At 74.8% G+C, this 25,669-nt stretch carries 26 protein-coding genes; 12 read left to right on the top strand and 14 right to left on the bottom strand.

All coding sequences use genetic code 11. The features are described from left to right. Positions 1–4: 4 nt before the first annotated feature. From BKA21_RS05720 to BKA21_RS05730, 3 genes are read right to left on the bottom strand one after another with little or no spacing between them, the layout of a single operon-like run. On the bottom strand, positions 5–961 hold the full coding sequence (locus BKA21_RS05720) for a cytochrome c biogenesis CcdA family protein (protein ID WP_140457372.1): 957 nt from the start codon (positions 959–961) through the stop codon (positions 5–7). Further along, on the bottom strand, positions 958–1,611 hold the full coding sequence (locus BKA21_RS05725) for a TlpA family protein disulfide reductase (RefSeq protein ID WP_218887316.1): 654 nt from the start codon (positions 1,609–1,611) through the stop codon (positions 958–960). The genes BKA21_RS05720 and BKA21_RS05725 overlap by 4 nt, the downstream gene beginning before the upstream one ends. Beyond that, positions 1,608–2,264, bottom strand: a complete 657-nt coding sequence (locus BKA21_RS05730; protein ID WP_140457373.1) for a histidine phosphatase family protein — start codon at positions 2,262–2,264, stop codon at positions 1,608–1,610. Before BKA21_RS05730 ends, BKA21_RS05725 begins: the two co-directional genes overlap by 4 nt. Positions 2,265–2,356: 92 nt before the next feature. Between BKA21_RS05730 and BKA21_RS05735 the strand changes: the two genes are divergently transcribed. Both BKA21_RS05735 and BKA21_RS05740 read left to right on the top strand, forming a co-directional pair. Continuing rightward, a complete protein-coding gene (locus BKA21_RS05735) occupies positions 2,357–2,923 on the top strand; it encodes an RNA polymerase sigma factor (RefSeq protein WP_140457374.1) in 567 nt (188 codons plus the stop codon). Further along, positions 2,920–3,735 (top strand): hypothetical protein, encoded by an 816-nt coding sequence (locus BKA21_RS05740; RefSeq protein WP_140457375.1) that lies wholly within the window; start codon positions 2,920–2,922, stop codon positions 3,733–3,735. The genes BKA21_RS05735 and BKA21_RS05740 overlap by 4 nt, the downstream gene beginning before the upstream one ends. A gap of 23 nt (positions 3,736–3,758) precedes the next feature. Here the strand turns inward: BKA21_RS05740 and BKA21_RS05745 are convergent, their stop codons facing one another. Beyond that, positions 3,759–4,346 carry a MarR family winged helix-turn-helix transcriptional regulator gene (locus BKA21_RS05745; RefSeq protein WP_140457376.1) on the bottom strand — a complete coding sequence of 196 codons (588 nt, stop codon included), beginning with the start codon at positions 4,344–4,346 and terminating at the stop codon, positions 3,759–3,761. A 104-nt stretch (positions 4,347–4,450) separates the two neighbouring features. Between BKA21_RS05745 and BKA21_RS05750 the strand changes: the two genes are divergently transcribed. After that, positions 4,451–5,005, top strand: coding sequence for a YceI family protein (locus tag BKA21_RS05750; protein ID WP_140457377.1), 555 nt, complete (start codon positions 4,451–4,453; stop codon positions 5,003–5,005). A 76-nt stretch (positions 5,006–5,081) separates the two neighbouring features. Here the strand turns inward: BKA21_RS05750 and BKA21_RS05755 are convergent, their stop codons facing one another. Both BKA21_RS05755 and BKA21_RS05760 read right to left on the bottom strand, forming a co-directional pair. Next, complete coding sequence (locus tag BKA21_RS05755) at positions 5,082–5,744, bottom strand: redox-sensing transcriptional repressor Rex (RefSeq protein WP_140457378.1); 663 nt, start codon at positions 5,742–5,744, stop codon at positions 5,082–5,084. A gap of 48 nt (positions 5,745–5,792) precedes the next feature. Next, positions 5,793–6,074 (bottom strand): glutaredoxin family protein, encoded by a 282-nt coding sequence (locus BKA21_RS05760; protein ID WP_239072738.1) that lies wholly within the window; start codon positions 6,072–6,074, stop codon positions 5,793–5,795. 267 nt (positions 6,075–6,341) lie between these two features. On the opposite strand from BKA21_RS05760, the gene BKA21_RS05765 reads away from it, so the two are divergent. Then, positions 6,342–7,106 carry an HAD family hydrolase gene (locus BKA21_RS05765; RefSeq protein ID WP_140458322.1) on the top strand — a complete coding sequence of 255 codons (765 nt, stop codon included), beginning with the start codon at positions 6,342–6,344 and terminating at the stop codon, positions 7,104–7,106. Between the two features lie 49 nt (positions 7,107–7,155). Here the strand turns inward: BKA21_RS05765 and BKA21_RS05770 are convergent, their stop codons facing one another. Continuing rightward, positions 7,156–8,280, bottom strand: a complete 1,125-nt coding sequence (locus tag BKA21_RS05770; RefSeq protein ID WP_140457379.1) for an arabinan endo-1,5-alpha-L-arabinosidase — start codon at positions 8,278–8,280, stop codon at positions 7,156–7,158. Continuing rightward, a complete protein-coding gene (locus BKA21_RS05775; protein WP_239072737.1) occupies positions 8,277–9,593 on the bottom strand; it encodes an alpha-galactosidase in 1,317 nt (438 codons plus the stop codon). The genes BKA21_RS05770 and BKA21_RS05775 overlap by 4 nt, the downstream gene beginning before the upstream one ends. A gap of 384 nt (positions 9,594–9,977) precedes the next feature. Here BKA21_RS05775 and BKA21_RS05780 point away from each other — a divergent pair, with 384 nt between their 5' ends. The 5 genes from BKA21_RS05780 (at position 9,978) to BKA21_RS05800 (ending at position 15,445) form a co-directional block, all read left to right on the top strand. Next, entirely contained in the window at positions 9,978–11,321 is a 1,344-nt protein-coding gene (locus BKA21_RS05780; protein ID WP_140457380.1) for an ABC transporter substrate-binding protein, read from the top strand. A 108-nt stretch (positions 11,322–11,429) separates the two neighbouring features. After that, positions 11,430–12,395: a carbohydrate ABC transporter permease gene (locus BKA21_RS05785; RefSeq protein ID WP_140457381.1), complete on the top strand. Its 966-nt coding sequence runs from the start codon at positions 11,430–11,432 to the stop codon at positions 12,393–12,395. An 11-nt stretch (positions 12,396–12,406) separates the two neighbouring features. Then, complete coding sequence (locus BKA21_RS05790) at positions 12,407–13,309, top strand: carbohydrate ABC transporter permease (protein ID WP_140457382.1); 903 nt, start codon at positions 12,407–12,409, stop codon at positions 13,307–13,309. A 4-nt stretch (positions 13,310–13,313) separates the two neighbouring features. Then, positions 13,314–14,666, top strand: a complete 1,353-nt coding sequence (locus BKA21_RS05795) for an arabinan endo-1,5-alpha-L-arabinosidase (RefSeq protein ID WP_140457383.1) — start codon at positions 13,314–13,316, stop codon at positions 14,664–14,666. 137 nt (positions 14,667–14,803) lie between these two features. Then, positions 14,804–15,445 (top strand): DUF624 domain-containing protein, encoded by a 642-nt coding sequence (locus tag BKA21_RS05800; protein ID WP_179625319.1) that lies wholly within the window; start codon positions 14,804–14,806, stop codon positions 15,443–15,445. Positions 15,446–15,449: 4 nt separating this feature from the next. On the opposite strand, the gene BKA21_RS05805 is transcribed toward BKA21_RS05800, so the two are convergent. The 5 genes from BKA21_RS05805 to BKA21_RS05825 all read right to left on the bottom strand — a co-directional run bounded on the left by BKA21_RS05805 (position 15,450) and on the right by BKA21_RS05825 (position 20,676). Then, positions 15,450–16,478 carry a LacI family DNA-binding transcriptional regulator gene (locus BKA21_RS05805; RefSeq protein ID WP_140458324.1) on the bottom strand — a complete coding sequence of 343 codons (1,029 nt, stop codon included), beginning with the start codon at positions 16,476–16,478 and terminating at the stop codon, positions 15,450–15,452. A 98-nt stretch (positions 16,479–16,576) separates the two neighbouring features. Continuing rightward, a complete protein-coding gene (locus BKA21_RS05810; protein WP_239072736.1) occupies positions 16,577–18,604 on the bottom strand; it encodes a glycoside hydrolase family 127 protein in 2,028 nt (675 codons plus the stop codon). Positions 18,605–18,762: 158 nt separating this feature from the next. After that, positions 18,763–18,861, bottom strand: coding sequence for a 30S ribosomal protein bS22 (locus tag BKA21_RS05815; RefSeq protein WP_003792170.1), 99 nt, complete (start codon positions 18,859–18,861; stop codon positions 18,763–18,765). Between the two features lie 220 nt (positions 18,862–19,081). Next, entirely contained in the window at positions 19,082–19,300 is a 219-nt protein-coding gene (locus BKA21_RS05820; protein WP_140457385.1) for a helix-turn-helix domain-containing protein, read from the bottom strand. A 167-nt stretch (positions 19,301–19,467) separates the two neighbouring features. Further along, positions 19,468–20,676, bottom strand: a complete 1,209-nt coding sequence (locus tag BKA21_RS05825; protein WP_140457386.1) for an acetoin utilization protein AcuC — start codon at positions 20,674–20,676, stop codon at positions 19,468–19,470. Between the two features lie 174 nt (positions 20,677–20,850). Here BKA21_RS05825 and BKA21_RS05830 point away from each other — a divergent pair, with 174 nt between their 5' ends. From BKA21_RS05830 to BKA21_RS05840, 3 genes are all read left to right on the top strand, one after another. Then, entirely contained in the window at positions 20,851–22,224 is a 1,374-nt protein-coding gene (locus BKA21_RS05830) for a TrkH family potassium uptake protein (RefSeq protein ID WP_140457387.1), read from the top strand. A 148-nt stretch (positions 22,225–22,372) separates the two neighbouring features. Further along, positions 22,373–23,008 (top strand): potassium channel family protein, encoded by a 636-nt coding sequence (locus BKA21_RS05835; protein WP_140458326.1) that lies wholly within the window; start codon positions 22,373–22,375, stop codon positions 23,006–23,008. 16 nt (positions 23,009–23,024) lie between these two features. Then, positions 23,025–23,888: a PPK2 family polyphosphate kinase gene (locus BKA21_RS05840; RefSeq protein ID WP_140457388.1), complete on the top strand. Its 864-nt coding sequence runs from the start codon at positions 23,025–23,027 to the stop codon at positions 23,886–23,888. Between the two features lie 256 nt (positions 23,889–24,144). On the opposite strand, the gene araA is transcribed toward BKA21_RS05840, so the two are convergent. Beyond that, on the bottom strand, positions 24,145–25,653 hold the full coding sequence (araA, locus tag BKA21_RS05845; protein ID WP_140457389.1) for an L-arabinose isomerase: 1,509 nt from the start codon (positions 25,651–25,653) through the stop codon (positions 24,145–24,147). Positions 25,654–25,669: the final 16 nt, after the last annotated feature.

Below are 25,669 nucleotides of genomic sequence, written 5' to 3' on the forward strand. Positions count from 1 at the left end.
GGCCTCACAGGACGGGGACGAAGGGCTCGGACCCGGTGAGCAGCCCCTGCAGCCAGGCGGCCCACGTGGTCCAGACGCCGGTGACGAGCGCGAGGCCGAGCACGACGAGCATCGCCCCGCCGACCCGCATGACGGCGACGCGGTGCCGGGCGAGCACCGCGAGGGCCCGGCGCGACCCGGTCAGGCCGAGCGCGACGAGCAGGAACGGCAGGCCGAGCCCGACGCAGAAGGCCACGGCCAGCAGGGCGCCCCGGCCCGCGGACCCGCCGGTGAGCGAGAGCGTGAGGATCGCGGCGAGCGTCGGGCCGATGCAGGGCGTCCAGCCGATGCCGAACGCGACGCCCAGGACCGGTGCGCCCCACAGGCCGGCGCGGGGCGCGACGTGGGGGCGGACGTCGACCTGCAGGAACCGGAACGCGCCGACGAACGTCAGGCCGAGCAGCACGACGAGTACGCCGAGCACCCGCCCGACCGTGTCCTGCCACTGCCACAGCGCGGCGCCGAGCGAACCGGCGAGCGCGCCGTAGGCGACGAACACGGCGGTGAACCCGGCCACGAACAGCCCGACCCCGGCCAGCGTGCGGCCGCGCCCGGCGGCGCGGGGCGCCGGGGTCGCGCGCGGCAGCGGGACGGCGTCGCCCGCGGTCGCGTCGGGGCCGGGGTCCGACGCGGCACCGGGCGCCGCCGCGGTCCCGCCGACCGCTGCTGACCCGCCGACCGTCGCGGCACCCGCCCGGCGGGGGTCGAGGCGCACGACGTCGGTGGCGTCGGGCAGCCCCAGGACGGTGCGCGGGCCGGACGTGCCGCCCAGCGTCCCGCCGAGCAGCCCGAGGTAGCCGGGGACGAGGGGCAGCACGCACGGGGACGCGAACGAGACCAGGCCGGCGAGCACCGCGACGGGCACGGCGAGCAGCAGGGAGCCGCCGACGACGGTCGGTGCGAGGTCGGCGGCGAGGATCACGTGTCGTCCTCGGTCGGTGAGCCCTCGCCCGGCGCGTCCTGGTCGGTCGCGTCCCCGGCCGGCCGGTCCTCGGCGAGCAGGTCGTCGACCAGCGCGCGCAGCGTCGAGGCGTCGGCGAGCCCGAGCACGCGCGCGGCCACGCGACCCTCGCGGTCGAGCAGGATCGTGGTCGGCACGGCGCTGACGGGCACGACGCCCTGCAGCACGGCGACGGCGCTGCCGTCGGAGTCGTCGAGGCTCGGGTAGGGCACGTCGAACTCGCGCTGGAACGCCTGCGCGGCACCGGCGGCGTCGCGGCTGTTGATGCCGAGCACCTGCAGCCCGTCGTCGGCGTAGTCCTCGGCGATGTCGACGAGGTCGGGCGCCTCGGCGCGGCAGGGCGGGCAGGCCGCGTACCAGGTGTTGAGCAGCACGACGTCGCCGCGGGCGTCCGCGAGGTCGTGGTCGAGCCCCTCGTAGTCGGTCCCGGTCAGGGCGACGGGGTCCGTGCGCTCGTCGACCGCCCACGTGGTGGTCGAGCCGTCGCCGGACTCGTAGCCCTGGTCGACGACGTCGTCGGCTCCCCCGTCGTCGGTCGAGCACGCCCCCAGCACGAGGACGGCCGCCAGCGCGAGGGCGGCGGCGCGGGCGGGACGTCGGGCCACGGTCAGGCCCCCGGGACGGGCGACGCGCCGGGCAGCAGGGCCGCGGCGGGCTCGGAGTACCCGACGCCGACGAGCCGGTCGCCGTCGTAGCGGAGCGAGGTCAGCGACGCGAGCGAGCACTGCCGGCGGCGGGGGTCGTGCCACAGCCGACGACCTTCGAGGGAGAGGCGCGTGACCCAGATCGGCAGCTGGTGGGAGACCAGGACGACCTCGTGGCCGAGGGCGGTGGCCCGGGCCGCGTCGACGGCGGCGAGCACGCGCTCGACCTGCGCCGTGTACGCCTCGCCCCAGGAGGGCCGGAACGGGTTGCGCAGGTGCGGCCAGTGCTCAGGGTGGCGCAGCGAGCCGTCGCCGACGCCGAACGTCATGCCCTGGAAGTGGTTCTCGGCCTCGATGATGCGCTCGTCGGTGGTGATCTCCACGCCGAAGGCCCGCGCGATCGGCACGGCCGTCTCCTGCGCGCGCTGCAGCGGCGACGCGACGACCGCGACGACGTCCCGGCGGGGCGCACCCTCCTCGCCCGCGAGCGTCCGGGCGACGAGCTCGGCCATCGCCTGCCCCCGTTCGGACAGCCGGTACCCGGGCAGGCGGCCGTAGAGCAGACCCTCGGGGTTGTGGACCTCGCCGTGACGCAGCAGGTGGACCGTGGTGGCGACCATGCCCCTAGTCTCGCAAACGCTGACGGGTGCCCCGGCCCCTGAGGGCAGGCCGGGCGCGACACGTTCTGCCCGGGGGTGGACAGGTGGTGGTCATGAGGCACCCTTCGCGCGCTCCCGACCGGGAGCTGACCTTTACGTCCTTCTACGCCGCGGCCTACCCCGACCTCGTGCGGTTCGTGCAGCGCCGGGCGCACCCCGACCACGTCGACGACGTCGTCGCCGAGGCGTTCCTCGTCGTGTGGCGACGGCTCGACGCGCTGCCGCCGTCCCCCGACGACGCGCGCGCCTGGGCCTTCGGGATCGCGCGCCACGTGCTGCTCAACGCCCGGCGGTCCGAGCAGCGCCGGTCCGCCCTGCGGGTGCGCCTCGCGCAGGTGCCGCCGGAGCTGCCCGGCGACCCGGCGGCGGACGGCGTCGCGACCCGCGTCGACCTGGCGACCGCCTGGCACCGCCTCTCCGAGACCCACCAGGAGGCGCTCGCCCTGGTGGTCTTCGAGGACCTCGACGCCACCCGGGCGGGCGCGGTGCTGGGCATCTCCCCCATCGCCTTCCGGCTGCGGCTCAGCCGCGCCCGCCAGGCGCTGCGGGGGCACCTCGACCATCTGCCGGCGCGCACGCCGGCACCCGCCGACCTCACGGAAAGGGCGACCACGCCATGAACCGGACCGACGACCTCACCACCGCCCTGCGCTCGCTCGACGCGGCGGACCCCCGCGTGGACGGTGCGGGCGCCCGCGCCCGCACCGTCCTGCAGGCGATCCTGACGACGGACCCCGACCAGCCGACCGCGGCAGCACCGGGCGGCGCCCGCACGACCGCGCGCCCCCCGCGCACCACCCGGCGGGTGGTCGCGACCGTCGGGCTCGTGGCCGCCGCGACGGCCGGCATCGTGGCGCTGTCGCCGCTGACGGGCGGGGACCACGCCTTCGCGACGTGGTCGGCGACGCCGTCCGGCATGTCGTCGCACGAGCAGGCGGAGGCGGTGGCCGGCTGCCGAGCCAGCATGCAGGACGCGGCGCCCGAGCTCGCGGAGGGCCTCGCGGCGGCGGTGGCGGCGGTCGCCGAACGGCGCGGGGTGTGGACCACCGTCGTGCTCAGCGGCGCGGACGGGCTCTCGGCGCTGTGCGTGGCCGACTCCTCGGCCGGGCTGTTCGAAGATGCCGTGATCGGCTCGGTGGGCGGCCCGACCGGCACCCTCGCACCCGGTGCGCGCGACCTGGTCGCGACGGACCTGGGGACGGGCACGATCGGTGCCGGCACCGTCTCGCTCGCCGCGGGCGAGGCCGGCGCCGACGTGGTCGGCGTGGTCTACCGCAGCGCCACGCACGGCCCCGTGGCCGCGACGGTCCGGGCCGGACGGTTCGCGCTGTGGTTCCCGGGCGCGGACCTGACGGATGCCGGCAGCGAGGGGGTCGACGTCCAGGTGACGTACCGCGACGGCACGACGGCGACCCGCACGCTCACCCTCTGAACGGTCGCCGAGGCAGGGGCCGGTCAGGCGGCGCTGCCGCCCGCAGCCTCGGCGGCGTCGTCGTCCGCGGCGCGGGCCGCGTCGCACGCGGGCGAGCGCAGGTGGGCCACCACGGTCTGCATGGCGGAGCCCAGGGCGGCGAGCTGGTCGGCGTCGAGGGCGTCGACGAGGTGGGCGCGCACCGAGCGGACGTGGCCCGGTGCTGCCGCGACGAGGGTGGCCCAGCCCTGCTCGGTCATCACGCAGTTGACGCCGCGCGCGTCGCAGGTGGCGCGCTCGCGGCGGACCAGACCGGCGCGCTCCATGCGGGCGACGGTGTGGGTGAGGCGGCTGCGGGAGTGGGCGAGGTCGCCCGCGAGGTCGGACATCCGCAGGGTGCGGTCGGGCGCCTCGGAGAGGCGGACGAGGAGCTCGTACTCCCCCAGCGAGAGGCCGGACTGCTCGTCGAGCTCGCGCCCGAGGGCGTCGAGGAGCAGCGCGGTGCCGTCGCGGAAGGCGCGCCAGTCGCGCTGCTGGTCCTCGGTCAGCCAACGCACGGGCTGCTCGTCGTGGGTCGCCGCGTCGCGCGGGGCTGCTGCTGCCGGCTGGGTCGCCGGCGTGCTCGTCGTCACATCACTCTCCCGGGGTTGCGCCTGCCCGACCAGTGTAGTAGAAAAGTCAACCAACGGGTCGTTGAAGATTCACACACGGCCCGACCCAGACATGCGGAGGAACCATGAGCACCACGACCCTGCCCGCCGGCCTCGTCCCCGGCACGTGGGCCATCGACGCGTCCCACTCCGAGGCGTCGTTCACCGTCCGGCACGCCGGCATCTCGAAGGTCCGCGGCACCGTCACCATCACCGACGGCACGCTGACGGTCGGCGAGGACCTGTCGACCACCTCGGTGACGGCGACGCTCGACCCGGCCAGCATCTCCACCGGCGACGCCAACCGCGACGGCCACCTCAAGTCGGCCGACTTCTTCGACGTCGAGCAGTTCGGCGCCTGGTCGTTCACCTCGACCGCGGTGCGCCCCGACGGCGACGCGTACGTCATCGTCGGCGACCTGACGATCCACGGCGTCACGAAGTCCGTCGAGCTCGAGACGGTGTTCAACGGCACCGCCGTCGACCCGTTCGGCAACACGCGTGCCGGCTTCGAGGCCACGCTGACCATCTCCCGCAAGGAGTTCGGCCTCACCTGGAACGCGGCCCTCGAGGCCGGCGGCGTCCTCGTGGCCGACAAGGTCCGCATCGACCTCGACGTCTCGGCGATCAAGCAGGCCTGAGCCTCCGCCAGGCCCGACCCGCAGGGGCGCGACCGCACCGGTCGCGCCCCTGCGGCGCACCCGGGCCCGGACGTCCTCACGCGCCGTCCGCGGAGCGCCGCCGGTCGTGGAACGCCAGGATCTGCAGCTCCGACGCCAGGTCCACCGCACGCACGTCGACGTGCGACGGCACCCGCAGCGCGCACGGCGCGAAGTTCAGCACCCCGACGACGCCGGCGTCGACGAGCGTGTCGCACACCTCCTGCGCGACGGCGGCCGGTGTCGCGAGCACCGCGATCGTCGCGCCCGACGTGGCCACCACGCGTCCGAGGTCGGCCACCGGGTGCACCGGCAGCCCCGCGACGACCGTCCCGACGACGCCCGGGTCCGCGTCGACGAGGGCCACGAGGGCGAACCCCCGCGCGGCGAAGCCCGCGTACCCCGCGAGCGCGTGCCCGAGGTTGCCGACCCCGACGAGCACGACGCGGCGCTCGCTGCTCAGCCCCAGCGCGACGGCGACCTGCTCGCGCAGGTGCGCCACGTCGTAGCCGACACCGCGCCGCCCGTACGAGCCGAGGAACGACAGGTCCTTGCGCAGCTGGGCGGGCGAGACGCCGGCCTGCGCGGCCAGCGCGTCCGACGACGTCAGGACGGACCCGCCGGCGGCGAGCGCCTCGAGGGCCCGCAGGTACCCGGGCAGCCGTGCGACCGTCGCGGGCGGCACCGCCCGTCGCTGCGGCACCGTCGGCTCCCGTTCCACGTCGCACCCCCCACGCCCGCCCGTCGGCCCTGACGGGAGGGTCCCACGCTAGGACGTGCGCAGGCCCCGCACGAGGGCCCGGACGACCCGTTCCTCGTCGATCTGCCAGTACCCCTGCCGCACGCCGTCGACCTCGACCACGGGCACGAGCTCGCCCATCAGCGCGCGCAGGTCCCGCCCGGCGGGGTCCGGGGCGTCGACGTCGACCTCCGCCCACGCCGCCCCCGCGCGGGCGCAGGCCCGGACGACGACGGCGCGCGCCTCGTCGCACAGGTGGCAGCCGGCGCGGCCGTACAGCACGACCCGCGGTGCGGTCCCGTCCTCGTTCACGTGCCCACGCTAGCGCCGGGCGCGCACGTCCGGCCTGGTCGGGCCAGGGTCCACCCGTGGCAGGGGTGCCCGGGCGGGTCCGGCGCTCGTTAGAGTGGCCCGGTGCACGCGGCGGACGGGACGACCTCACCCTCCGGCCGGACGGACGACGCCGCAGGCCCCGACGGGACGCCAGGTCATGGTGGGCCCGGCGGCGCCGCGGGGGTCGCCGCCCCGCCGGTCGCGGGCCCGCCCGTCGACCCCGGCGCCCCGCCCGCGGAGGGCACGGTGGCGGCCTTCTTCGACGTGGACAACACGATCATCCGCGGGGCGTCGTCGTTCCACCTCGCGGTCGGGCTGTACCGGCGGGGCTTCTTCCGCAAGCGCGACCTGGTCGTCTTCGCGTGGCAGCAGGCGCGGTACCTCGCGTTCGGCGAGAACCGGCAGCAGATCGACGAGGTCCGCTCGCGCGCGCTGGAGATCATGCGGGGCCACTCGGTCGCCGAGGTCACGGCCATCGCGGAGGACGTGTACGACGAGGTGCTGAGCCTGCGGATCTTCCCGGGCACGCGCGAGCTGCTGGACGCGCACCTGGCCGCCGGGCACGCGGTCTGGCTGGTGACGGCGACGCCCATGGAGATCGGCACGCTGATCGCCCGGCGCCTGGGCACGACCGGGGCGCTGGGGACGCTGGCGGAGCACGACGAGGGCTTCTACACCGGCCGCCTGGTCGGCGACCTGCTGCACGGCGAGGCGAAGGCGGCCGCGGTGCGGGCGCTGGCGCAGCGCGAGGGGTACGACCTGGCGCGGTGCCACGCGTACGGGGACTCGACGAACGACGTCGCGATCCTGTCGACCGTCGGCAACCCGTGCGCGATCAACCCGGACCGGCGGCTGCGCCGGCACGCGGCGGAGGTCGGGTGGCCGGTGCGGGAGTTCCGCTCGCGCCGCCGGCACGCGCGCCAGGGCGTGAACGCGGCGAGCCTCGCGGGCCTGGCGTGGGTCGCGGCGGTCGTCGCACGGTCGGTGCGCCGGCGCCTGCGCGGCGACTGACGCGTCAGGACCGCGGGGCCGGACCGCACGCCCCGCCGTCACGGCCGGGTCAGCGCGCGGCCTCCTGCTCCTCGCGGGTCGTGGCGACGGGCCAGCCGTCGTCGTCCCACGCGAGCTCGCGGATCGCGAGGCGGAAGTCGCCGCCCTCGGCCGCGTCGTAGTAGTGGAACGCGAGGTAGCCGCGCGAGTACGACTGCCCGCCGGGCCCGACCATGTCGCCCGTCGTGGCCAGCAGGGTCAGGCCCCCGTCGGCGGTGAGCTCGGCGCCCTCGTGGTCGACGTACGGGCCGGTGACCTCGCGCGAGCGCCCGACGGCCATGCTGTACGTCGACTCCGTGCCCTGGCAGCAGGAGTCGCGGGAGAAGAACAGGTAGTACCACCCGTCGCGGTGCACGAGGTACGGCGCCTCGATCGCGTTGGGCGCCCCGATCCGGCTGGCGATCTGCACGGGCTCGGCGTCGGGGTCGGCGAGCAGGCCCGACGGCCAGGTGAGCTCGACGAGCTGGATCCCGCCCCAGAACGACCCGAACGCCATCCAGGGCGTCCCGTCGGCGTCCTCCACGACGCCGGCGTCGATCGCGTTGAACGCGTCCTCGCCGGGCACGGACGCGACGACCTGCCCCTGGTCCTGCCAGCCGTACGACGGGTCGTCGGGGTCGAGGGTGGGGCTGGTCATCAGCCCGATGAGCGAGCGGTTCGACCCGAACGTCGACGCGGCGTAGTACAGGTACCAGGTGCCGTCGTGCTCGACGACCTCGGGCGCCCAGAAGTTCTCGACGCCGGCCACCTGCTCGTAGACCCACGCGGGGCGTGAGGCGGCGTCCCACACGGTGCCGACGTCCTCCCAGGTGCGGCCCTCGTCGGTCGACCGGCGCACCTGCGGGGCGCCGAGCCCGACCCGCACGTCCCCGGTGGAGAAGACGTACCAGGGCTCGCCGGGGTCGCCCACGACGAGCGCGGGGTCGTGGGTGCGCAGGTCGCCCTCGAGCTCGAGCGCCGTGGCCGCCGGTGCGGGGTCGGGGCGCAGCAGGACCACGCCGGTCACGGCGAGCGCGACGACGACGAGGGCCGCGACAACCGCGGGGACGAGACGTCGGGGGGCACGCCGCGTGCGGGCCGGCTCGCCCGTCAGGTCGTCGGGCGTGGCGCCGGGTGCGGCGTCGGCGGCGCTCATGCGGGCGTCAGCGCGACCCAGCGCACGCCGTGCGCGGGGACGTCGAGGTCGAGCACCGGGGTGGGACGCCCGGGCGGGGTGTGCGGCGGGTCGAGCGGCTGCCCGGTCCACAGGTCGTGCGCGCGCCAGGTGCCGGCGGCGGCGTCCACCGAGCCGAGCGGCAGCGCGAGCGCCACCTGCGCGGCCCGGGGCTCCTCGCCGGTCCAGAACACGGCGAGGTAGCGGGTGGTGTCGACGTCGCTGCGCGCGGACCAGACCACGAGCTCGCCGTCCGCGTCGGGGGCGGGCTCGCGCAGGACCTCGCGCCCGTCGGTGCCGGTGCGCAGCACGTGCCCGACCGCGGGGGTGGTGAGCAGCGCGATCGTCGCCGGGTCGCTGGTGGGCAGGTCGCCGCCCATCATGAGCGGGGAGCGGGCCATGACCCACAGCGTGAGCAGCGTGCGCTGCTCGTCGGGCGTGAGCCGGCTGTGCCGGTCCTCGCCGCGCTCGGCGCGGATGCCGATCCGTCCGAGCGGGAGCATGTCGGCGTCGGCCCAGCCGCCCGGACGCTGCAGGGGCGCCCACCGGGCCAGCCGGGCGAAGCTCCCGTGCACGTCCTCCCAGCGGTCCCACAGGTCGTCGCAGACCCGCCACATCGTGGCGTGCTCGCGCAGCAGCCCGACCTCGTGCGTCGAGACGTGCGTGCCCGGCGACAGGGACAGCACCATCGGCCGGCCCGATCGGGTGATCGCCGTGGACCAGCCGACGAGGGCGTCGACGTGCAGCGGCGCGAGGATGTCGTCGACCTTGACGTAGTCGACGCCCCAGCCGGCGAGCATCGCGACGAGCCCGTCGAGGTACGCCTGTCCCGCCGGGTGGTCGTGGTCGAGGCCGACGTTGTGCGGGTTCCACGCGCACGGCGACGACGGGTCGGCGGCGTCGCGGGCGGTCCAGGCGGTGCCCTCGACGGGCAGGTCGGCGGCGACCGCCCGGCGCGGGATCCCCCGCAGCACGTGCACGCCGAAGCGCAGGCCGAGGGCGTGCACCTGGGCGGCGAGCGCGGTGAACCCACGCCCGTCGGCGGCGGACGGGAAGCGGTCGGGGGCGGGCTGCGGCCGGCCGAAGGCGTCGAGCACCAGCGGTGCGTCGTCGTTGTAGCCGTGCGTGCGGGCGGCGGGGTCGGACCAGTCGATGTCGACGACGACGGTGTCCCAGCCGTGCGGGAGGAGGTGCTCGGCCATGAAGCGGGCGTTGGCGAGCACCTCGGCCTCGGTGACGGTCGTGCCGTAGCAGTCCCAGCTGTTCCACCCCATGGGTGGTGTGGCGGCGAGCATCCAGGCCCCTTCGCACGGTCTGTACATCGTTGTAAGAACGCCAGGGTGCCGCGTGCGCGGGCCTGCCGTCAAACGCCGCGGGCCGGACGGTCCCGGCACCCGCCCCTCGGCCCGGGGCACCATGGGAGAGCCGCGCGCGCCGGCGGGCCGGACGGACGCGGGGTGCGCTCCGTGACCAGGTCGTGACCGGACCGCGCTTGACCGGGGACCGACCGGCGTGCCATCTTGTGCAACGTTGTAGTTCAACGTTGTAGACGTTGAAGACAGGTCAATGACGACCGCCAGGAGCGGGTGCGGCGCGCAGGGGCGTCGCGCACCGGGCACCGGAGCCCGCACCACGGCACGTATGCGACCTGACCGACCCAGGACTCGGGAGGCAGGCAGATGAAGAGGACCAGGCTCGCCGCCGGCGCGCTGTGCGTGGCGATGGCCGGCGCGCTCACCCTGACCGCGTGCAGCGGCGACAGCGGTGACGACGGCACGAAGACGCTCACGTTCATGTTCCGCGGCGGACCGGACGAGAAGGCGGCCTATGAGGCGGCCATCGACCGGTACACCGAGGCGACGGGCGTCGAGGTGGAGATGATCGTCACCGACGCCGACCAGTACGCCACGAAGCTGCAGGCCGCCGTGGCCGGCAACAACGTGCCCGACGTGTTCTACATCGAGCAGGCCACGCTCCAGTCGTACGTGTCGTCCGGGATCCTCATGGACATCACCGACGAGGTGGCCGAGTCCGGCGTGGACCTCGACAACATCTGGCAGTACGGCGTCGACTCGTACCGCTTCGACGGCACGGTCCAGGGCACGCCCGACGGCGCCCTGTACGGCCTGCCCAAGGACGTCGGCCCGTTCTCCTTCGGGTACAACAAGACGATGCTCGAGGAGGCCGGGATCGAGCTGCCCGACCCCGACGAGCCGCTGACGTGGGAGGAGTTCGTCGAGATCTGCAAGACCCTCACGACGGACACCGACGGCGACGGCGCGGTCGACCAGTGGGGCACCGGCCTCAACGTGCAGTGGAACCTCCAGTCGATGGTCTGGAGCAACGGCGGGGACTGGACCAACGCCGACCACACGCAGGTCACGGTCGACACCCCGGAGTTCGCCGAGGCGCTGCAGAAGTTCGCCGACCTCACCAACGTCGACCAGGTCACGCCGTCCGCCTCCGACGCCGCGACGCTCGACACGTACCAGCGCTGGATGGCCGGCGAGATCGGCTTCTTCCCGGTCGGCCCGTGGGACGTCAGCGTGTACAACGACCTCGACTTCGAGTACGACCTCATCCCCTGGCCCACCGTCGGCGACGCCGGCTCGGCCACGTGGCTCGGCTCGCTCGGCATCGGCGTCTCCGCCATGACGGAGCACCCGCAGGAGGCCGTGAACCTGGTGACGTACCTGTCGGCCGACGCGGAGGCGCAGCAGACGCTGGTCGACGCGAACATCCAGGTCCCCAACCTGATCGACGTCGCCGAGGAGTGGGCCGCCGCGGAGGACGCCGAGCCGGCCAACCGCCAGGAGTTCCTCGACATCGCCCAGGACTACGGGCGCGCCATGCCCGCCGCGTTCACCTACGGCGCCGAGTGGTACGACGAGCTCTGGACCAACATCCAGCCGGTCCTCGACGGCGAGCAGACCGCCGAGGACTACCTCGCCGAGACGCAGCCGAAGATGCAGGCGCTGCTCGACGAGTCCCTCGCCAACGCCGAGATGGCCGCGGGCGGCTGATCCGCGACCGCCCGTGCGCCCCTCCCCTCGGGGCGCACGGGCACCGGGGCCGCACCCGCGGGTGCGGCCCCGGCCACCGGACCTGCCCCAGCCGAGAGGACCCCTCCGATGACCGAAGTCGCGGCCGACACGGCCCCGCCGACGGCGCCCCGCGCGAGCGCCGCCCGACCGACGCTGCGCGACCGACGCGCGCGCAACCGCCTGCACCGCGTCGAGCACCGGTGGGCCCTGGCCTTCGTCGCGCCGCCGGTCCTGGGCTTCCTGCTCTTCACGCTCTACCCCGTCGGCTTCGCGGTGTACGCGTCCCTGACCAGCTGGAACGGCCTGGGCCCGATGCGGTTCGTCGGCCTCGAGAACTACGTGACGCTGCTCGGCGACGAGTACTTCCGCCTGAGCATGTTCAACACGTTCTTCTACATGATCGGCATCCCGGTCGGCCTCGTGCTGGCGCTGCTGCTCGCGATCGCGCTCAACCGCAAGATCCCCGGGCGCACGGCGTTCCGCACCATCTACTACATCCCCGTGATCTCCTCGCTCGCGGCCATCGCGATCGTGTGGCAGTTCGCCTACAACGGCGACTTCGGCCTGGTGAACCAGGTGCTGTCCTGGTTCGGCATCCAGGGCCCCGACTGGCTGCAGAACACCGCCACGGTCAAGCCCGCGATCATCCTCATGGCCGTCTGGAAGGGCCTGGGGTACTCGATGCTGCTGTACCTGGCCGCGATCCAGTCCGTGCCCGCCTCGCTCTACGAGGCCGCGTCGCTCGACGGCGCCAACGCGTTCCAGAAGCTGCGGTCGATCACGCTGCCCATGGTGCGCCCCGTGACGTTCTTCCTGGTCGTCACCAACATCATCGCCGGCGCGCAGATCTTCACCGAGATCAACATCATGACGCCGACCGGCGGGCCCGAGATGAGCTCCGCGTCGATCGTCTGGTACATCGTCCGCAAGGCGTTCCGCTACCAGCAGATGGGCTACGCCACGGCGATGTCGATCGTGCTGGGGATCCTCGTGTTCGTCATCACCCTGATCCAGTTCCGCCTCAACCGGCGCAACAGCTTCAGCATCGAGTGAGGACCGCAGCCATGACCACCCTCCCCACCCTGCGCCGCACCCCCGACGGCGCCGTCGTCCGCCGCCGCCACGGCGGCGCCCAGGGCGAGTCCCGCACCACCAACTGGATCATCTTCGTCGTCCTGGCGGTGTTCGCGGTCGCCATGATCGCGCCGCTGGCCTGGATGTTCACGACCGCGCTGAAGACCAAGGGCGAGGTCTTCGCGCTGCCGCCCGTGCTGTGGCCGAGCGTCCCCCAGTGGGACACGTTCGTGCGCATGTGGTCCGAGGCGCCGATCCTCACCGGGTTCCGCAACAGCTTCGTGGTCGCCGCGTCGGTCACCGTCGTCGGCTCGATCACGTCCTCGATCGCCGCGTTCGCGCTGGCCAAGATGCGCCTGCCCGCGAAGAACGCGATCTTCCTCGGCCTGCTCTCGGGCCTGATGGTGCCGTACCCGACCATCATGATCCCGCAGTTCGTGATGTTCTCGCGGCTGCACTGGGTCGACACCCTGCTGCCGCTGATCGTGCCGCTGCTGTTCGGCAACATCATCATGATCTTCTTCCTGCGGCAGTACCTGGAGACCGTCCCGGACTCGCTGGTCGAGGCCGCGAAGATCGACGGCGCGTCGTACTGGACGATCTTCTGGCGGATGATCCTGCCGATGATCCGCCCCGCGATCGCGGCGCAGTTCATCCTCTGGTTCATGACGATCTGGAACGACTACCTCGGGCCGATCCTCTACCTGAACACCCCCAGCAAGCAGACCCTCCAGGTCGTGATCGCCAACCTCAACGTGGAGTTCGCCACGCAGCGCGACTACCCGCTGATCATGGCCGCGTCCTTCGTGGCGCTGCTGCCCATCCTCGTCGTGTTCCTGGTCTTCCAGCGGCAGATCATCGAGTCCGTCGCCCTGACCGGCAGCAAGGCCTGACGCCGTGACCACCACCGACCCGGCCCCGGTCCTGGACACCACGGGCTGGGGGGCCGAGCACACCCACGACCCGACCGCGGTGCGCGACGACGACGGCACGTACTGGCTGTTCTCGACCGACGCGTGCAGCGACGGCCCCGTCCGCGGCGGCGTCCAGGTGCGCCGCTCGCGCGACCTGGTGACGTGGGAGCTGCACGGGTGGGCGCTGCCCGGCGTGCCGCCCGCCGCAGCCGCGTGGACGGGCGCCCAGGGCCTGTGGGCCCCCGAGGTCGTCCGCGTCGGCGACGAGTGGCGCATGTACTGGTCGGCGTCGTCGTTCGGCTCGCGGACCTCCGCGATCGGGCTCGCCGTCGCCCCGCACCCCGCGGGACCGTGGGAGGACCGCGGGCTCGTCGTCACCAGCACCCACCCGGTGCTGCCCGAGGGCGTCAGCCCGCACGGCGACGGCTCCCCCAACGCGATCGACGCGAACGTCGTCGTCGACGGCGACCGGCACTGGCTCGTGTACGGGTCGTTCTTCGGCGGGCTGCACGCCCTCGAGCTCGACCCCGCGACCGGCCTGGTCGACGGGTGCCGCCCCGGCGAGCCCAGCCCCGGACCGGGCGTGCTGCTCGTGCGGCGGCCCGCGGAGGTCGAGGGCGCCGTGGAGGGTCCGTACGTTCTGCCGCGCCCCGGCGGCGGGTGGGCGATGCTCGCGTCGTGGGACTCGCTGTTCACCAGCTACCACCTGCGCGCCGCCGTCGCCCCCGCCGTGACGGGCCCGTGGACCGACCGCACCGGGCTCGACCTGCGCACGTCCGTCGCCGAGCCCCCCACGCCCGGCACCGTCGTGCTCGCGGGGCACCGTCTGCCCGGCGGCCCCGGGCTGCGGGCGCCCGGCCACGCGTCCGTGCTGACCGAGCCGGCCCGTGACGGCCGCCCGGGGCGCCAGCTCCTCGTGCACCACGTGCGCGACGACGACGCGCCCGAGCGGCACCGCGTGCAGGTCCGACGCCTCGTCTGGACCCGCGACGGGTGGCCGCTGGTCTCGCCGCAGCCGTGGGCGGGCGAGGCCCGCGAGACCGACGACGAGACGGCCTGGCCGGACGACGTCGCCGCCCTGGCCGGCACGTGGGAGCTGCTCGACCCGGGCGCCGACCCGCGCACCGTCCAGCTCGCGCGCACCGGCACCCTCGACGTCGTCGACCCCGCCGCGCACGGCTCCGGCCGCTTCAGCTGGTGCACGGCCGACGGCGCCCGCGTCGAGGCGGTCGTCGCCCCCGCCTGGGACGCCGTGCGCGACCGGGCGACCACGGTGGTCCTCGCGCTCGACGAGCGCGGACGCGTCACCGCTGGCACCCGCACGCCGGACGCGTGAGCACAGCCGTCCCGCCCGCCGCCCCGCTCCGCCCGTCGCCGGACGGGACGGCGGGCGGGACCCCGGCGCACCCGGTCCCCGCGCCGGCGCCCGGGACGATGCCCGGGACCGTGCCCGGGCAGGGCAGGATCGGGGCCGTGCAGGACGAACCCCCCGGCTGGGCCGGACGCGTGATGGTGTGGCTGCGCTGGGTCGCGCACGTCGTGGCCGTGCAGCTGCTGCTCGTGCTCGGCACCCTCGCCGGCGGCGTCGTCCTGGGCCTGCTGCCCTCCCTCGACGCCGCGGGACGGCTGCTGGCCGCGCTGACCGCGGGCACCCCGTCGACCCACGTGTGGCGCGACTTCTGGCACGCCTGGCGGGCGGGCCTGCGCCGCCTCAACCTGCTCGGCGCCCCCCTGTGGCCCGCCGCGGCGCTGCTCGTGGCCGACGCCGCCGTGCTGGAGGCGCTGGACGGCGCCCCCGCCGCCGCCCTGCAGGCCGTGCTGGTGATCGCCACGTCGTGGCTCGCGGTGGTCCTCGCCTGGCTGCCGCCGGTGGCCCGCCGCTACGACGACACCGCGCCGCGCACGTGGCGCCTGCTGCTGCTGGCCCCCCTGCTCGGCCCGGGCACCGCGCTCGGCGTCCTGGTCGTGGTCGTGGTCTGGGGCCTGACGCTCGTCGTCGCCCCCGTCCTCGCCCCGCTCGTGGGCGTGACGGCGCCCCTGCTGGCCACGGGCTGGCTGGTCGACGTCCGGCTCGACCGGATCGACGCCGCAGCCGCGACCGCGGCCCCGCGCTGACGCGTCAGCGCGGCAGGACCTGCGGGGCGGCGCCCTGACCGAGCGTCGACTCGCGCGCCACGATCGAGAAGTCGGCCACCACCTGCTGGAACGGGCGGTCCACGTCCGGCGCGTCGATGCGCGCGAGCAGCAGGTCCACGGCCGTCGCGGCGATCTGCTCGCGCCCGGGGTGCACGGTCGACAGCGTCGGCGAGGAGTACGCGGTCTCCTCGACGTCGTCGAATCCGATCACCGCGATCGTGCCCGGCACGTCGACGCGCCGGGCGTGCAGCGTGTGCAGCGCCCCGAGCGCGAGGGCGTCGTTGAGCCCGAACACCGCGTCGATCTCGACGCCGTCGTCGAGCAGGCGGGCCATCGTCTCCGCACCCGTCGCGCGGTGCCACAGCCCCGCCTCCCCGACGAGCGCGGGGTCGAAGGGCACGCCCGCGTCCTCCAGGGCGGCCCGGTAGCCCTGCACGCGCAACGCGGCCGAGCCCACGGACTCCCCCGCGTGCGCGCCGACCACCGCGATGCGCCGCCGCCCGAGGGACAGCAGGTGCGCCGTCGCGGCGCGCGCCGCCTCGACGTTGCTCATCGTCACGTGGTCCGCCGGGCCGCCGAAGATCCGCTCGCCGAGCAGGACCATCGGGTAGTCGACCCCCAGGGCGTCCACGTCCTCGGGCCCCAGGGCCAGCGGGGAGTAGATCAGGCCGTCGGTGAACATGCGCCGCTGGCCGGTGAGCACCTCGAGCTCGCGCTCGCGCACCGCGCCCGTCTGCTCGATGAGCACCGTGACGCCACGCTCCTCGGCCGCCCGGATCACGGAGTCCGCGAGCTCGGCGAAGTACGGCAGCGACAGCTCCGGCACCGCGAGGCCGATGAGGCCGGTGCGCCCGCGGCGCAGGTTCCGGGCCGAGACGTTGACGTGGTAGCCGAGCTCGGCGATCGCCTCCTCGACCTTCGTGCGGGTCGACTCCCGGATGTACGGGTAGCCGTTGACCACGTTGGACACGGTCTTGATCGACACGCCGGCCCGCGCCGCCACGTCGTGCATCGTCACGGCACCGCCGCGTCGGCCGTTCACCCTGCGTGTCCCCGTCCTCGTCGGGCCCGCCGTCACGGCGGGCGACGTCCTCGCGGCCGGCTGCGCGGTCATCGCGCGGCCCGCCCGTCCGGGGCACAGCCTGGCAGACCGGCGGGCGCCGCGGGGTCAGGCGCGAGGGGCACCCACACCCGCATCGCACCGACGCCGCGGTTGCCCCACGCGTGGTAGGGCACGAGACGCAGCTCGATCTCGGCGGGCTCGGGCGGCGCGGCACCGTACGGGGACCACGCGGGCAGGTCGCCCGACGGCACGTGCACGCCCCGGGCCCGCACCGTCACCGGCACGTCGAGACCCGGCAGGCCGGGGGCGTCCTCGAGCGTGCCGGGCACGACCGCGACGTCCTCCAGCACCACCCCGTCGGGCAGGTCCGCGTGCTCCAGGCACATGACCACGGGCCCGCGCCGCACCGCCACGCAGCCGCGCACCGCGTCGACCCGCGGGTGCGCGACCAGGGCGACCGGCTCGACCGGCAGGTCCAGCACCACGCGCCGCACGGGTGCCGCGGACGAGGCCGGCACGTGCACGTACCCGTCGACCACCTCGACCGGGCGTGCCAGCCCGTCGACCTCCAGGCGCACGCGCGCCGCGTCGGCCCAGCCGGGCACGCGCAGCGCGAGCGGCCGCACCAGCGCGTCGGCCGTGACCTCCACGCGGCCGTCCGCGGGGTACGCGGTGCGCACGCCGAGCACGGTCCCGTCGTCCAGGCGCACGTGGGCGTCGGCGTACAGGTGCAGCTGCACCCCCGCGGCCGAGGTCGTCGCCACGTACGCGTGCAGCGAGGCCGCGAGCCGGGCGAGGTTCGGCGGGCAGCACGCGCACGCGAACCAGTCGAGGCGCTCGGACGGGGAGTACTCGCTCGACCCGTCGTGGCCCGTGCGCAGCTGCAGCGGGTTGGAGTACGTGAAGCGCCGCCCGTCGTGCGACGTCGCCGCCGGCACGGCGTTGTGCAGCGCGCGCTCCACGGCGTCGGCGTACCGACCCTCGCCGGTGAGCAGCAGCATGCGCCACGCCCAGTGCACCAGCGCGATCGCCGCGCACGTCTCGGCGTACGCCCGGTCCGGGGGCAGCTCGTACGCGTCGCCGAACGCCTCGTCCTTGTGGTGCGCACCCAGCCCACCGGTGACGTAGGTGCGGGTGCGCTCGGCGGAGTCCCACAGGCGCACCAGCGCGTCGAGCAGCGCCTGCTCCCCCGTCTCGGCGGCGACGTCGGCGACGCCCGCGAGCAGGTAGAGCTGGCGCACGGCGTGCCCGCCGACCTCGGTGGCCTCCCGGACCGGCACGTGGTCCTGGTGGTAGACGGGCGGGAACGGACCCTCGCCCAGCAGCCCCGCGCCGCGCAGGTCGACCTGCCGGCGGGCGAGGTCGAGCCACCGGCGCTCGCCCGTGAGCCGGTACAGCTCGACGAGGGCGGTCTCGACCTCCGGGTGCCCGCAGCACCCGTCGGCCCCGCCGGGGCCGAACCGGTCGTCGACGAGGGCGGCGAACCGCGTGGCCACGTCCAGCAGGTCGGTGCGCCCGGTGGTGCGGGCCCGGGCGACGGCGGCCTGCAGCAGGTGCCCGAGGACGTACAGCTCGTGACCCCAGCGCAGGTCGGCGAAGGCGGCGTCGGGGGCGGTGAGCTGCACGTGCGAGTCGAGGTACCCGTCGGGGCGCTGCGCCTGCGCCAGCAGCGCGACGGCGTCCGTGACGAAGGCCTCCCACGGCTGGTCGTCGGGGACGCGGCCGGCCTCCCACGCGAGGGCCTCGAGGGTCTTGTGCAGGTCCGTGTCCGCGAAGTTGAACCCCCGGTGCGTGCCGTCCTGCAGGCCCGCCGCGACGCGGAGGTTGTCGAGGACCCCGGAGGTCTCGAGCCGATCGAGCACGTGCGGCAGGGTCGCCGTGCGGTTGCGGTCCTGCCACGCGCCGAGCGGGCCGCCGGTCGTCAGGGTCACGGCGTCGAAGGGCAGCGGGCGCAGGCGGCCGACGTCGGCGCGCGGGACGCACGGCCCGTCGGGGCCCGTGGCGGGGCGGGCGGGCGTCGCCCGGGCCGGGATGGCCGACGGGACGGGCGACGGTGCAGGCGACGACGGTGTCACAGGGGGCGCTCCTCGGTGCAGGTCACGCCAGAGTACATCGTTGTAGACACCCGGGGGAGACACCCCGGGGAGACACGACGGGAGCCCCCGGACGCACGTCGGGCCCGGTCTACGCGACCGGGCCCGACGGACTGCTCAGGCGGCAGGGCCGCCCGGGCTCACTTCTTGTTGCGACGCTGGTGGCGCGTCTTGCGCAGCAGCTTGCGGTGCTTCTTCTTCGCCATGCGCTTGCGACGCTTCTTGATGACGGAGCCCATGCGGTCCTCACTCGTGTCCGGTCGCGACCGTGCGGCCGCGAGTGGTGGTCGATCGACGCGCGCTGTGCTCGACCGTGCTCGACCGAGCACGTGCTCGACTCAGTCGTCGATCGGGCCACGCACGCAGAAGTCCGGTCGCCCACCTTACGTGATCCGGGCGCCGCGCCGCGAACGCACCACCCGCCCGGCCCCGCGGACCAGCGCCCGCGACGGCACCGCGTCAGGACGAGCGCCGCTCCCCGCCGGTGGGCTCCACGGTGGTCGAGCTGCGCAGGTACGCGTCGAGGGCGTCCTGCGGGACCCGGAACGAGCGCCCGACGCGCACGGCCGGGAGCTCGCCGGAGTGGACCAGGCGGTACACGGTCATGCGCGAGACCCGCATGAGGTCGGCGACCTCGTTGACGGTGAGGAACCGCGGACGACCCTGTGCCTCGCTCATCGCCCGACCTCCGCCCGTCCGGCGCCGCGCCGGGCGCCCCGTCCAGGACGCTCCCGCCAGGGTAGTGGCGCGTGTGACGGGTGGGGAAGCCGGGACGCGGGTGACCACCGGTCCGGAGCAACGCCCGCGCCCCTCGCCACCGCGGGCCGACCACGAGGCCGTGCCGGTCACCACTCCGGGTCGAGGCCGAGCGACGGGAACACCGCCGCCCGCGTCGCCCGCACGGCACGGTCCACCGCGTCGGCCGGGTCGTAGCCCGCCGACCAGGGGCGGAACGTCGCCGGGGCGCCGTCGGTCATCCGCCGCACGGGCAGCCGCCCGTGCCGCTGGAGCACCGCGTCGACCCACTCGTCGGGCACCTGCGCCGCCGGGTCGACCGGCCGGTGCACCGCGATCCCGACGAGGTGCGCCCACGTGCGCGGCACCACGTCGACGCCCGCGTACCCCCCGCCGCCCAGCGCCACCCAGCGCCCCGCGCAGACCTCGTGCGCCAGGTCGTGCAGGACGCCCGCCGCCACCCGCTGACCGTCGACCGAGACCCGCAGCGACGTCAGCGGGTCGAACCGGTGCGTGTCGCACCCGTGCTGGGTCACCAGCAGGTCGGGGGCGAACTCGCGCAGCACCGGCGGCACGACCGCGTCGAGCGCCCGCAGCCACCCCGCGTCGTCGGTGCGCGACGGCAGCGCCACGTTGACGGCCGTGCCCTCCGCCCCCCGCCCGCCGGTCTCCGACGGGTACCCGGTGCCCGGGAACAGGGCGTGGCCGGTCTCGTGCAGCGACACCGTCAGCACGCGCGGGTCGTCCCAGAACAGCGCCTGCACGCCGTCCCCGTGGTGGGCGTCCACGTCGACGTACGCGACGCGGCGCGCGCCGGCCGCGAGCACCTCGCGGATCGCGACGGCGGCGTCGTTGTAGACGCAGAACCCCGAGGCCGCCCCGGCCATCGCGTGGTGCAGGCCCCCGCCCACGTTGACCGCGTGCGGCGTGCGCCCCTCCCAGACCGCGAGCGCACCCGCCACGGTGCCGGCGACCACCCGGGCGGCCGCCTCGTGCATCCCGGGGAAGACCGGGTCGTCCTCGGTGCCCAGTCCGCGCGCCAGGTCGACCGTCCCGCGCTCGGACGCCGCGTGCACGGCCGCCACGTACGCCGGCTCGTGCACCGTGGTCAGCAGCGCGTCGGACGCCGGGTCGGCGCTGACGACCGCCGCGGCCGCCGGGTCGAGCAGGCCGAGCTGGGCGGCCAGCGCGATCGTCAGGTCGATGCGGTCCGAGGACATGGGGTGGCCCGGGCCGAAGTCGTACCCGAGCATCTCCGTGGACCAGACGACGTGCACGCGCGCGTCGCCCGCACCGGGCGTCGCCCCCGCAGCCGTCATGCGCCCCACCGTGGCACCGGGCGCCGCCGGTGTCGACACGCAGCGCCGGGCCGGTGCGCAGGACGGCGCGCACGGGCGGCGCCGCGTGCCAGAGTTGGCCCTTGCGCCCGACGGGGCGCCACGGCACGACGCCGGCGGCACGACCGCGCGGCGCGCGACGGCACGGGAGGTGGGATGGCGGCAGGACCGGGCCTGCTGTGGCGCGCCCGCGAGTACGTGGACCGCTCCGCCCGCCAGTCCCCCGCGCGGCTCGCCCTCGGGGTGTTCGCCCTGGTCATCGCGCTGATCACCGCACTCTTGCAGGCACCCTGGGCCACCGCGTCGGGGGTGCGGGCACCGTTCGTCGACTCGCTGTTCACGGCGACGTCGGCCACGACCGTCACCGGGCTGGTCGTGGTCCCCACGGGCTCGTACTGGTCGGTCTGGGGCCTGGTCGTCATCCTCGTGGCCATCAAGGTCGGCGGTCTCGGCGTGATGACCCTCGCGTCGCTGCTGGGCATGGCCGTCTCGCGCCGCATCGGCCTGACCCAGCGGCTGCTCGTGTCGTCGGAGACCAAGGTGACCCGGCTCGGCGAGGTCGGCTCGCTCGTGCGGACCGTCATCCTCACGTCGACCGCCCTCGAGGTGGTCATCGCGCTCGTGCTGTTCCCGCGCCTGCTGCTGCACGAGGGCGACGCCGGCACGGCGGCCTGGCACGCGGTGTTCTACGCGATCTCCGCGTTCAACAACGCCGGCTTCGTGCCCACCGTCGAGGGCCTGGAGCCGTTCGTCTCCGACTGGTGGATGCTGCTGCCGATCATCGTCGGCGTCTTCATCGGCTCGCTGGGCTTCCCCGTGATCCTCAGCGTCCTGGCCCACCTGCGCTCCCCGCGCCGGTGGACGCTGCACGCCAAGCTGACGATCACGACCAGCCTGGGCCTGCTCGTGTTCGGCTCGGTCGTCGTGGCCGCCTTCGAGTGGACGAACCCCGGCACGTTCGCCCCGCTCGACGCCGGCGGGACCGCCCTCGCCGCGCTGTTCGCCGGCGTGATGCCCCGCTCGGGCGGCTTCTCCACGGTCGACGTCGGCCAGATGCACGAGGGCACCTGGCTGATGCTCGACGCCCTGATGTTCGTCGGCGGCGGCTCCGCGTCGACCGCCGGCGGCATGAAGGTGACGACGCTCGCGGTGATGCTGCTGGCCATCGTCGCCGAGGCCCGCGGCGACAAGGACGTCGAGGCCTTCGGGCGGCGGATCCCGCGCGAGGCGCTGCAGGTCGCGATCGCCGTCGCCTTCGTCTCGGCGACGTTCGTGCTCGTGTCGTCCCTGCTGCTGCTCGCGATGACGGGGCTCACGCTCGACGTCATCCTGTTCGAGGTGATCTCCGCGTTCGCGACCTGCGGGTTGTCGACCGGGATCACCGCGACCCTGCCCGACCCCGCGAAGTACGTGCTCGTCGCGCTCATGTTCGTCGGCCGGACCGGCACGATGACGCTGGCCGCCGCGCTCGCCCTGCGCAACCGTCGTCGGGTCATCCGGTACCCCGAAGAGAGGCCCATCATTGGCTGAGCACCCGCGCACCGGCCCCGGCCCGCGCACCCCGTCCCTGCCCGCCGCGGCCCCGCGCGCCGCGGCCGGGTCCCTCCGGGGCGCCGCCGGGTCCCCCCGCCCCTCAGCCGCGCGCGGGACGGCCAAGGACGCCCCCAAGGACGCCGGCGTGCTCGTCATCGGCCTGGGCCGGTTCGGCTCGTCGATCGCGGCGACGCTGGACCGGCTCGGCCAGGACGTGCTGGGCGTCGAGCGCAGCCCCGAGCTGGTCGCCCAGTGGGCCGGGCGCATCCCGCTCGTCGAGGCGGACGCCGTCAACCCCGAGGCCCTCGAGCAGCTCGGCGCCCGCGACTTCCCCGTCGCGGTGGTCGGGGTGGGCTCCTACCTCGAGGCGTCCGTGCTCATCACGGCGAACCTCGTCGACATCGGTGTGCCGCAGATCTGGGCCAAGGCCATCAGCGCCGAGCACGCCCGGATCCTGCAGCGCATCGGCGCGCACCACGTCGTGCTGCCCGAGGCCGACGCCGGCGCCCGGGTCGCGCACCTCGTGTCGGGCAAGATGCTCGACTACATCGAGGTCGAGGACGGGTTCACGGTCGTGAAGATGAGCCCGCCGAAGGAGGCGCAGGGCTTCACGCTGACGCAGTCCAAGCTGCGCGAGCGGTACGGCGTCACCGTGATCGGCGTGAAGAGCCCCGGCGTGGAGTTCCAGTACGCGACGCCCGAGACGCGGATCTCGGCGAACGACATCATCATCGTGGGCGGGCACGCCGAGCTGCTGGAGCGGTTCGCGGCACGCCCCTGACCCCGGGAGGCACATCGTGACGGACGCCGTCAGACAGCTGTGGGGAGCGCCCGTCGAGGAGGCCCTGCGGGCCCGGCCGGGGCTGCGCCTCGCCGACCTCGACGCGCGCGCCACGCCCGGCTTCACCGGGTCCAAGGCCGACGGGCGAGCCGCCATGGCCGCGACGGGGGTGCGGCTCGCGGACCTGCAGGAGCGGCTGTACGCCCACGGACGCACCGGCGGCACCCGGTCGGTGCTGCTGGTGCTGCAGGGCCCGGACACGGCCGGCAAGGGCGGCGTGGTGCGCGAGGTCCTCGGCATGGTCGACCCGCAGGGGGTCGCCCTGCGGGCCTTCGGGGTGCCGACGCCCGCCGAGCGGGAGCAGCACTTCCTGCAGCGCGTGCGGGCCGCCCTGCCGCCGGCGGGCCGCATCGGCGTGTTCGACCGGTCGCACCACGAGGACGTGCTCGTGCCGCGGGTCGAGGGGCTCGTGCCGCCCGACGTCCTGGAGCGCCGGTACGACGAGATCGTGCGGTTCGAGGAGGAGGTCGTCGCCGCGGGCACCACGGTGGTCAAGGTGCTGCTGTGGGTCTCGGCGGACGAGCAGCACGCCCGGCTGCGCACGCGGCTCACGCAGCCGGAGAAGCACTGGAAGTACGACCCGTCGGACGTCGACGCCCGGCTGCGGCGCGGCGCCTACGAGGAGGCGTACGAGGCCGTCCTGGAGCGCACCTCGACGGACGTCGCGCCGTGGTACGTGGTGCCCGCCGACCGCCGGTGGTTCGCGCGGCTGGCCGTGACGGCGCTGCTGCACCGGGCGCTCGACGACCTGGGGCTCGGCTGGCCCGCGCCGACCTACGACGTGGCGGCGGAGCTGGCGCGGCTCGACGCGTCGCGCTGACGGGCGCCGGGGACGCGAAACACCCTGGACGTGGACGTGGGAGCGCTGCCAGCGCTCCCACGTCCACCCCCCAGCAAGACGTGAGGGTAGTCACCCCGGCACCCTGACGTCAAACAGCCGGTGACCCGTGTGGAGTGCGCCCTGACATTTCGCCCGGGCGCTGACACACCGGGTACGGCGACGCCCGTCCTCCCCCGGCGGCGGGACGAGGACGGGCGTCAGTCCTGGAGCCGGGCGTCTCACCCGGCAGGTGGGCTCAGAGGCCCTGCGCCACGCGGAAGTAGACCTGGTTCCAGCGCAGCTGGTCGCGGAAGCCGCGACGCGTGGTGTGCTCGTCGATGACGAGCAGCTCGGTGCGGGCGAGGTCGGCGAAGATCTCCCACGCCTCGACACCCACGGCCGTGGTCAGCACCGTGTGGTGCGCACCGCCGGCCGCCAGCCACGACTCGGACGACGTCGTGAAGTCCGGCCGGGGCTCCCACACCGCGCGCGCCACCGGCAGGTGCGGCAGGTCGGCGGTCGGGGGAACCACGTCGACGACGTTGGCCGTGAGGCGGAACCGCTCGCGCATGTCCGCCAGCGAGACCACGACGCCCGGGCCCGCGTCGGTGTCGAACACCATGCGGACCGGGTCCTCCTTGCCGCCGATGCCCAGCGGGTGCACCTCCACGCGCGGCTTGGACGTGGTCAGCGTCGGGCAGATCTCGAGCATGTGCGCGCCCAGGATCTTCTCGGCGCCCGGCGTCAGGTCGTAGGTGTAATCCTCCATGAGCGAGGCACCGCCCGGCAGGCCCTGGCCCATGACCTTCGCGGCCCGCACCAGCACGGCCGTCTTCCAGTCGCCCTCGGCGCCGAAGCCGTAGCCCTTGGCCATCAGCCGCTGCACGGCCAGGCCGGGCAGCTGCCGCAGCTCGCCGAGGTCCTCGAAGTTGGTCGTGAACGCCATCGCGCCGCGCTCGACGAGGAAGCCCTCGATCGCGATCTCCTGGCGCGCCGCGTACCGCAGCGACTCGTGGCGCGCACCACCGGCACGCAGCTCGGGGACGACGTCGTAGAGCTCCTCGTACTGGGCCACCAGCGCGTCGATCGCGGCCTCGTCGACGGCCTCCACGGCCGCGACGAGGTCGTTGACGCCCCACGTGTTCACCGAGACGCCCAGGCGGATCTCCGCCTCGGTCTTGTCGCCCTCGGTGACCGCGACGTTGCGCATGTTGTCGCCGAAGCGCACCAGGCGCAGGTCCTGCACGGCCTGCCAGCCCGCGGCCGCCCGCACCCAGGTGCCGATGCGCGACGTCACGGCCGGGTTCGACACGTGGCCGGACACGGTGGTGCGCGGCAGGCCCAGGCGCGTGGCGATGTACGCGTACTCGCGGTCGCCGTGCGCGGCCTGGTTGAGGTTCATGAAGTCGAAGTCGATGGTGTCCCACGGCAGCTCGACGTTCGCCTGCGTGTGCAGGTGCAGCAGCGGCTTGCGCAGCAGGTCCAGGCCCGTGATCCACATCTTCGCGGGGCTGAACGTGTGCATCCACGTGATGACGCCGAGCACCTTGTCGTCGCCGTTCGCGTCGAGCATCGCCCGGCGGATCGACTCGGAGTCCTTGAGGACGGGCTTCCAGACCACGGTCGCCGGGACGTCGGACGACGCCTCGAGCGCGGCCGCGACCTCCTGCGACTGCGCCGCGACCTGCGCGAGCGTCTCCTCGCCGTACAGGTCCTGCGAGCCGGTGAAGAACCAGATCTCGCGACCCTCGTATGCCTTGCTCATGTCTCTCCTCACCGGC

The sequence above is a fragment of the Cellulomonas oligotrophica genome, assembly GCF_013409875.1.
GTDB lineage: Bacteria > Actinomycetota > Actinomycetes > Actinomycetales > Cellulomonadaceae > Cellulomonas > Cellulomonas oligotrophica.

Bases quoted from the DNA above. Each gene is read 5' to 3' on its own strand.
- BKA21_RS05730 (WP_140457373.1), bottom strand. From the start codon at position 2,264: ATGGTCGCCACCACGGTCCACCTGCTGCGTCACGGCGAGGTCCACAAC.
- BKA21_RS05735 (WP_140457374.1), top strand. From the start codon at position 2,357: ATGAGGCACCCTTCGCGCGCTCCCGACCGGGAGCTGACCTTTACGTCC.
- BKA21_RS05740 (WP_140457375.1), top strand. From the start codon at position 2,920: ATGAACCGGACCGACGACCTCACCACCGCCCTGCGCTCGCTCGACGCG.
- BKA21_RS05750 (WP_140457377.1), top strand. From the start codon at position 4,451: ATGAGCACCACGACCCTGCCCGCCGGCCTCGTCCCCGGCACGTGGGCC.
- BKA21_RS05770 (WP_140457379.1), bottom strand. From the start codon at position 8,280: ATGAGCGCCGCCGACGCCGCACCCGGCGCCACGCCCGACGACCTGACG.
- BKA21_RS05775 (WP_239072737.1), bottom strand. From the start codon at position 9,593: ATGCTCGCCGCCACACCACCCATGGGGTGGAACAGCTGGGACTGCTAC.
- BKA21_RS05780 (WP_140457380.1), top strand. From the start codon at position 9,978: ATGAAGAGGACCAGGCTCGCCGCCGGCGCGCTGTGCGTGGCGATGGCC.
- BKA21_RS05785 (WP_140457381.1), top strand. From the start codon at position 11,430: ATGACCGAAGTCGCGGCCGACACGGCCCCGCCGACGGCGCCCCGCGCG.
- BKA21_RS05790 (WP_140457382.1), top strand. From the start codon at position 12,407: ATGACCACCCTCCCCACCCTGCGCCGCACCCCCGACGGCGCCGTCGTC.
- BKA21_RS05805 (WP_140458324.1), bottom strand. From the start codon at position 16,478: ATGCACGACGTGGCGGCGCGGGCCGGCGTGTCGATCAAGACCGTGTCC.
- BKA21_RS05815 (WP_003792170.1), bottom strand. From the start codon at position 18,861: ATGGGCTCCGTCATCAAGAAGCGTCGCAAGCGCATGGCGAAGAAGAAG.
- BKA21_RS05820 (WP_140457385.1), bottom strand. From the start codon at position 19,300: ATGAGCGAGGCACAGGGTCGTCCGCGGTTCCTCACCGTCAACGAGGTC.
- BKA21_RS05825 (WP_140457386.1), bottom strand. From the start codon at position 20,676: ATGACGGCTGCGGGGGCGACGCCCGGTGCGGGCGACGCGCGCGTGCAC.
- BKA21_RS05830 (WP_140457387.1), top strand. From the start codon at position 20,851: ATGGCGGCAGGACCGGGCCTGCTGTGGCGCGCCCGCGAGTACGTGGAC.
- araA (WP_140457389.1), bottom strand. From the start codon at position 25,653: ATGAGCAAGGCATACGAGGGTCGCGAGATCTGGTTCTTCACCGGCTCG.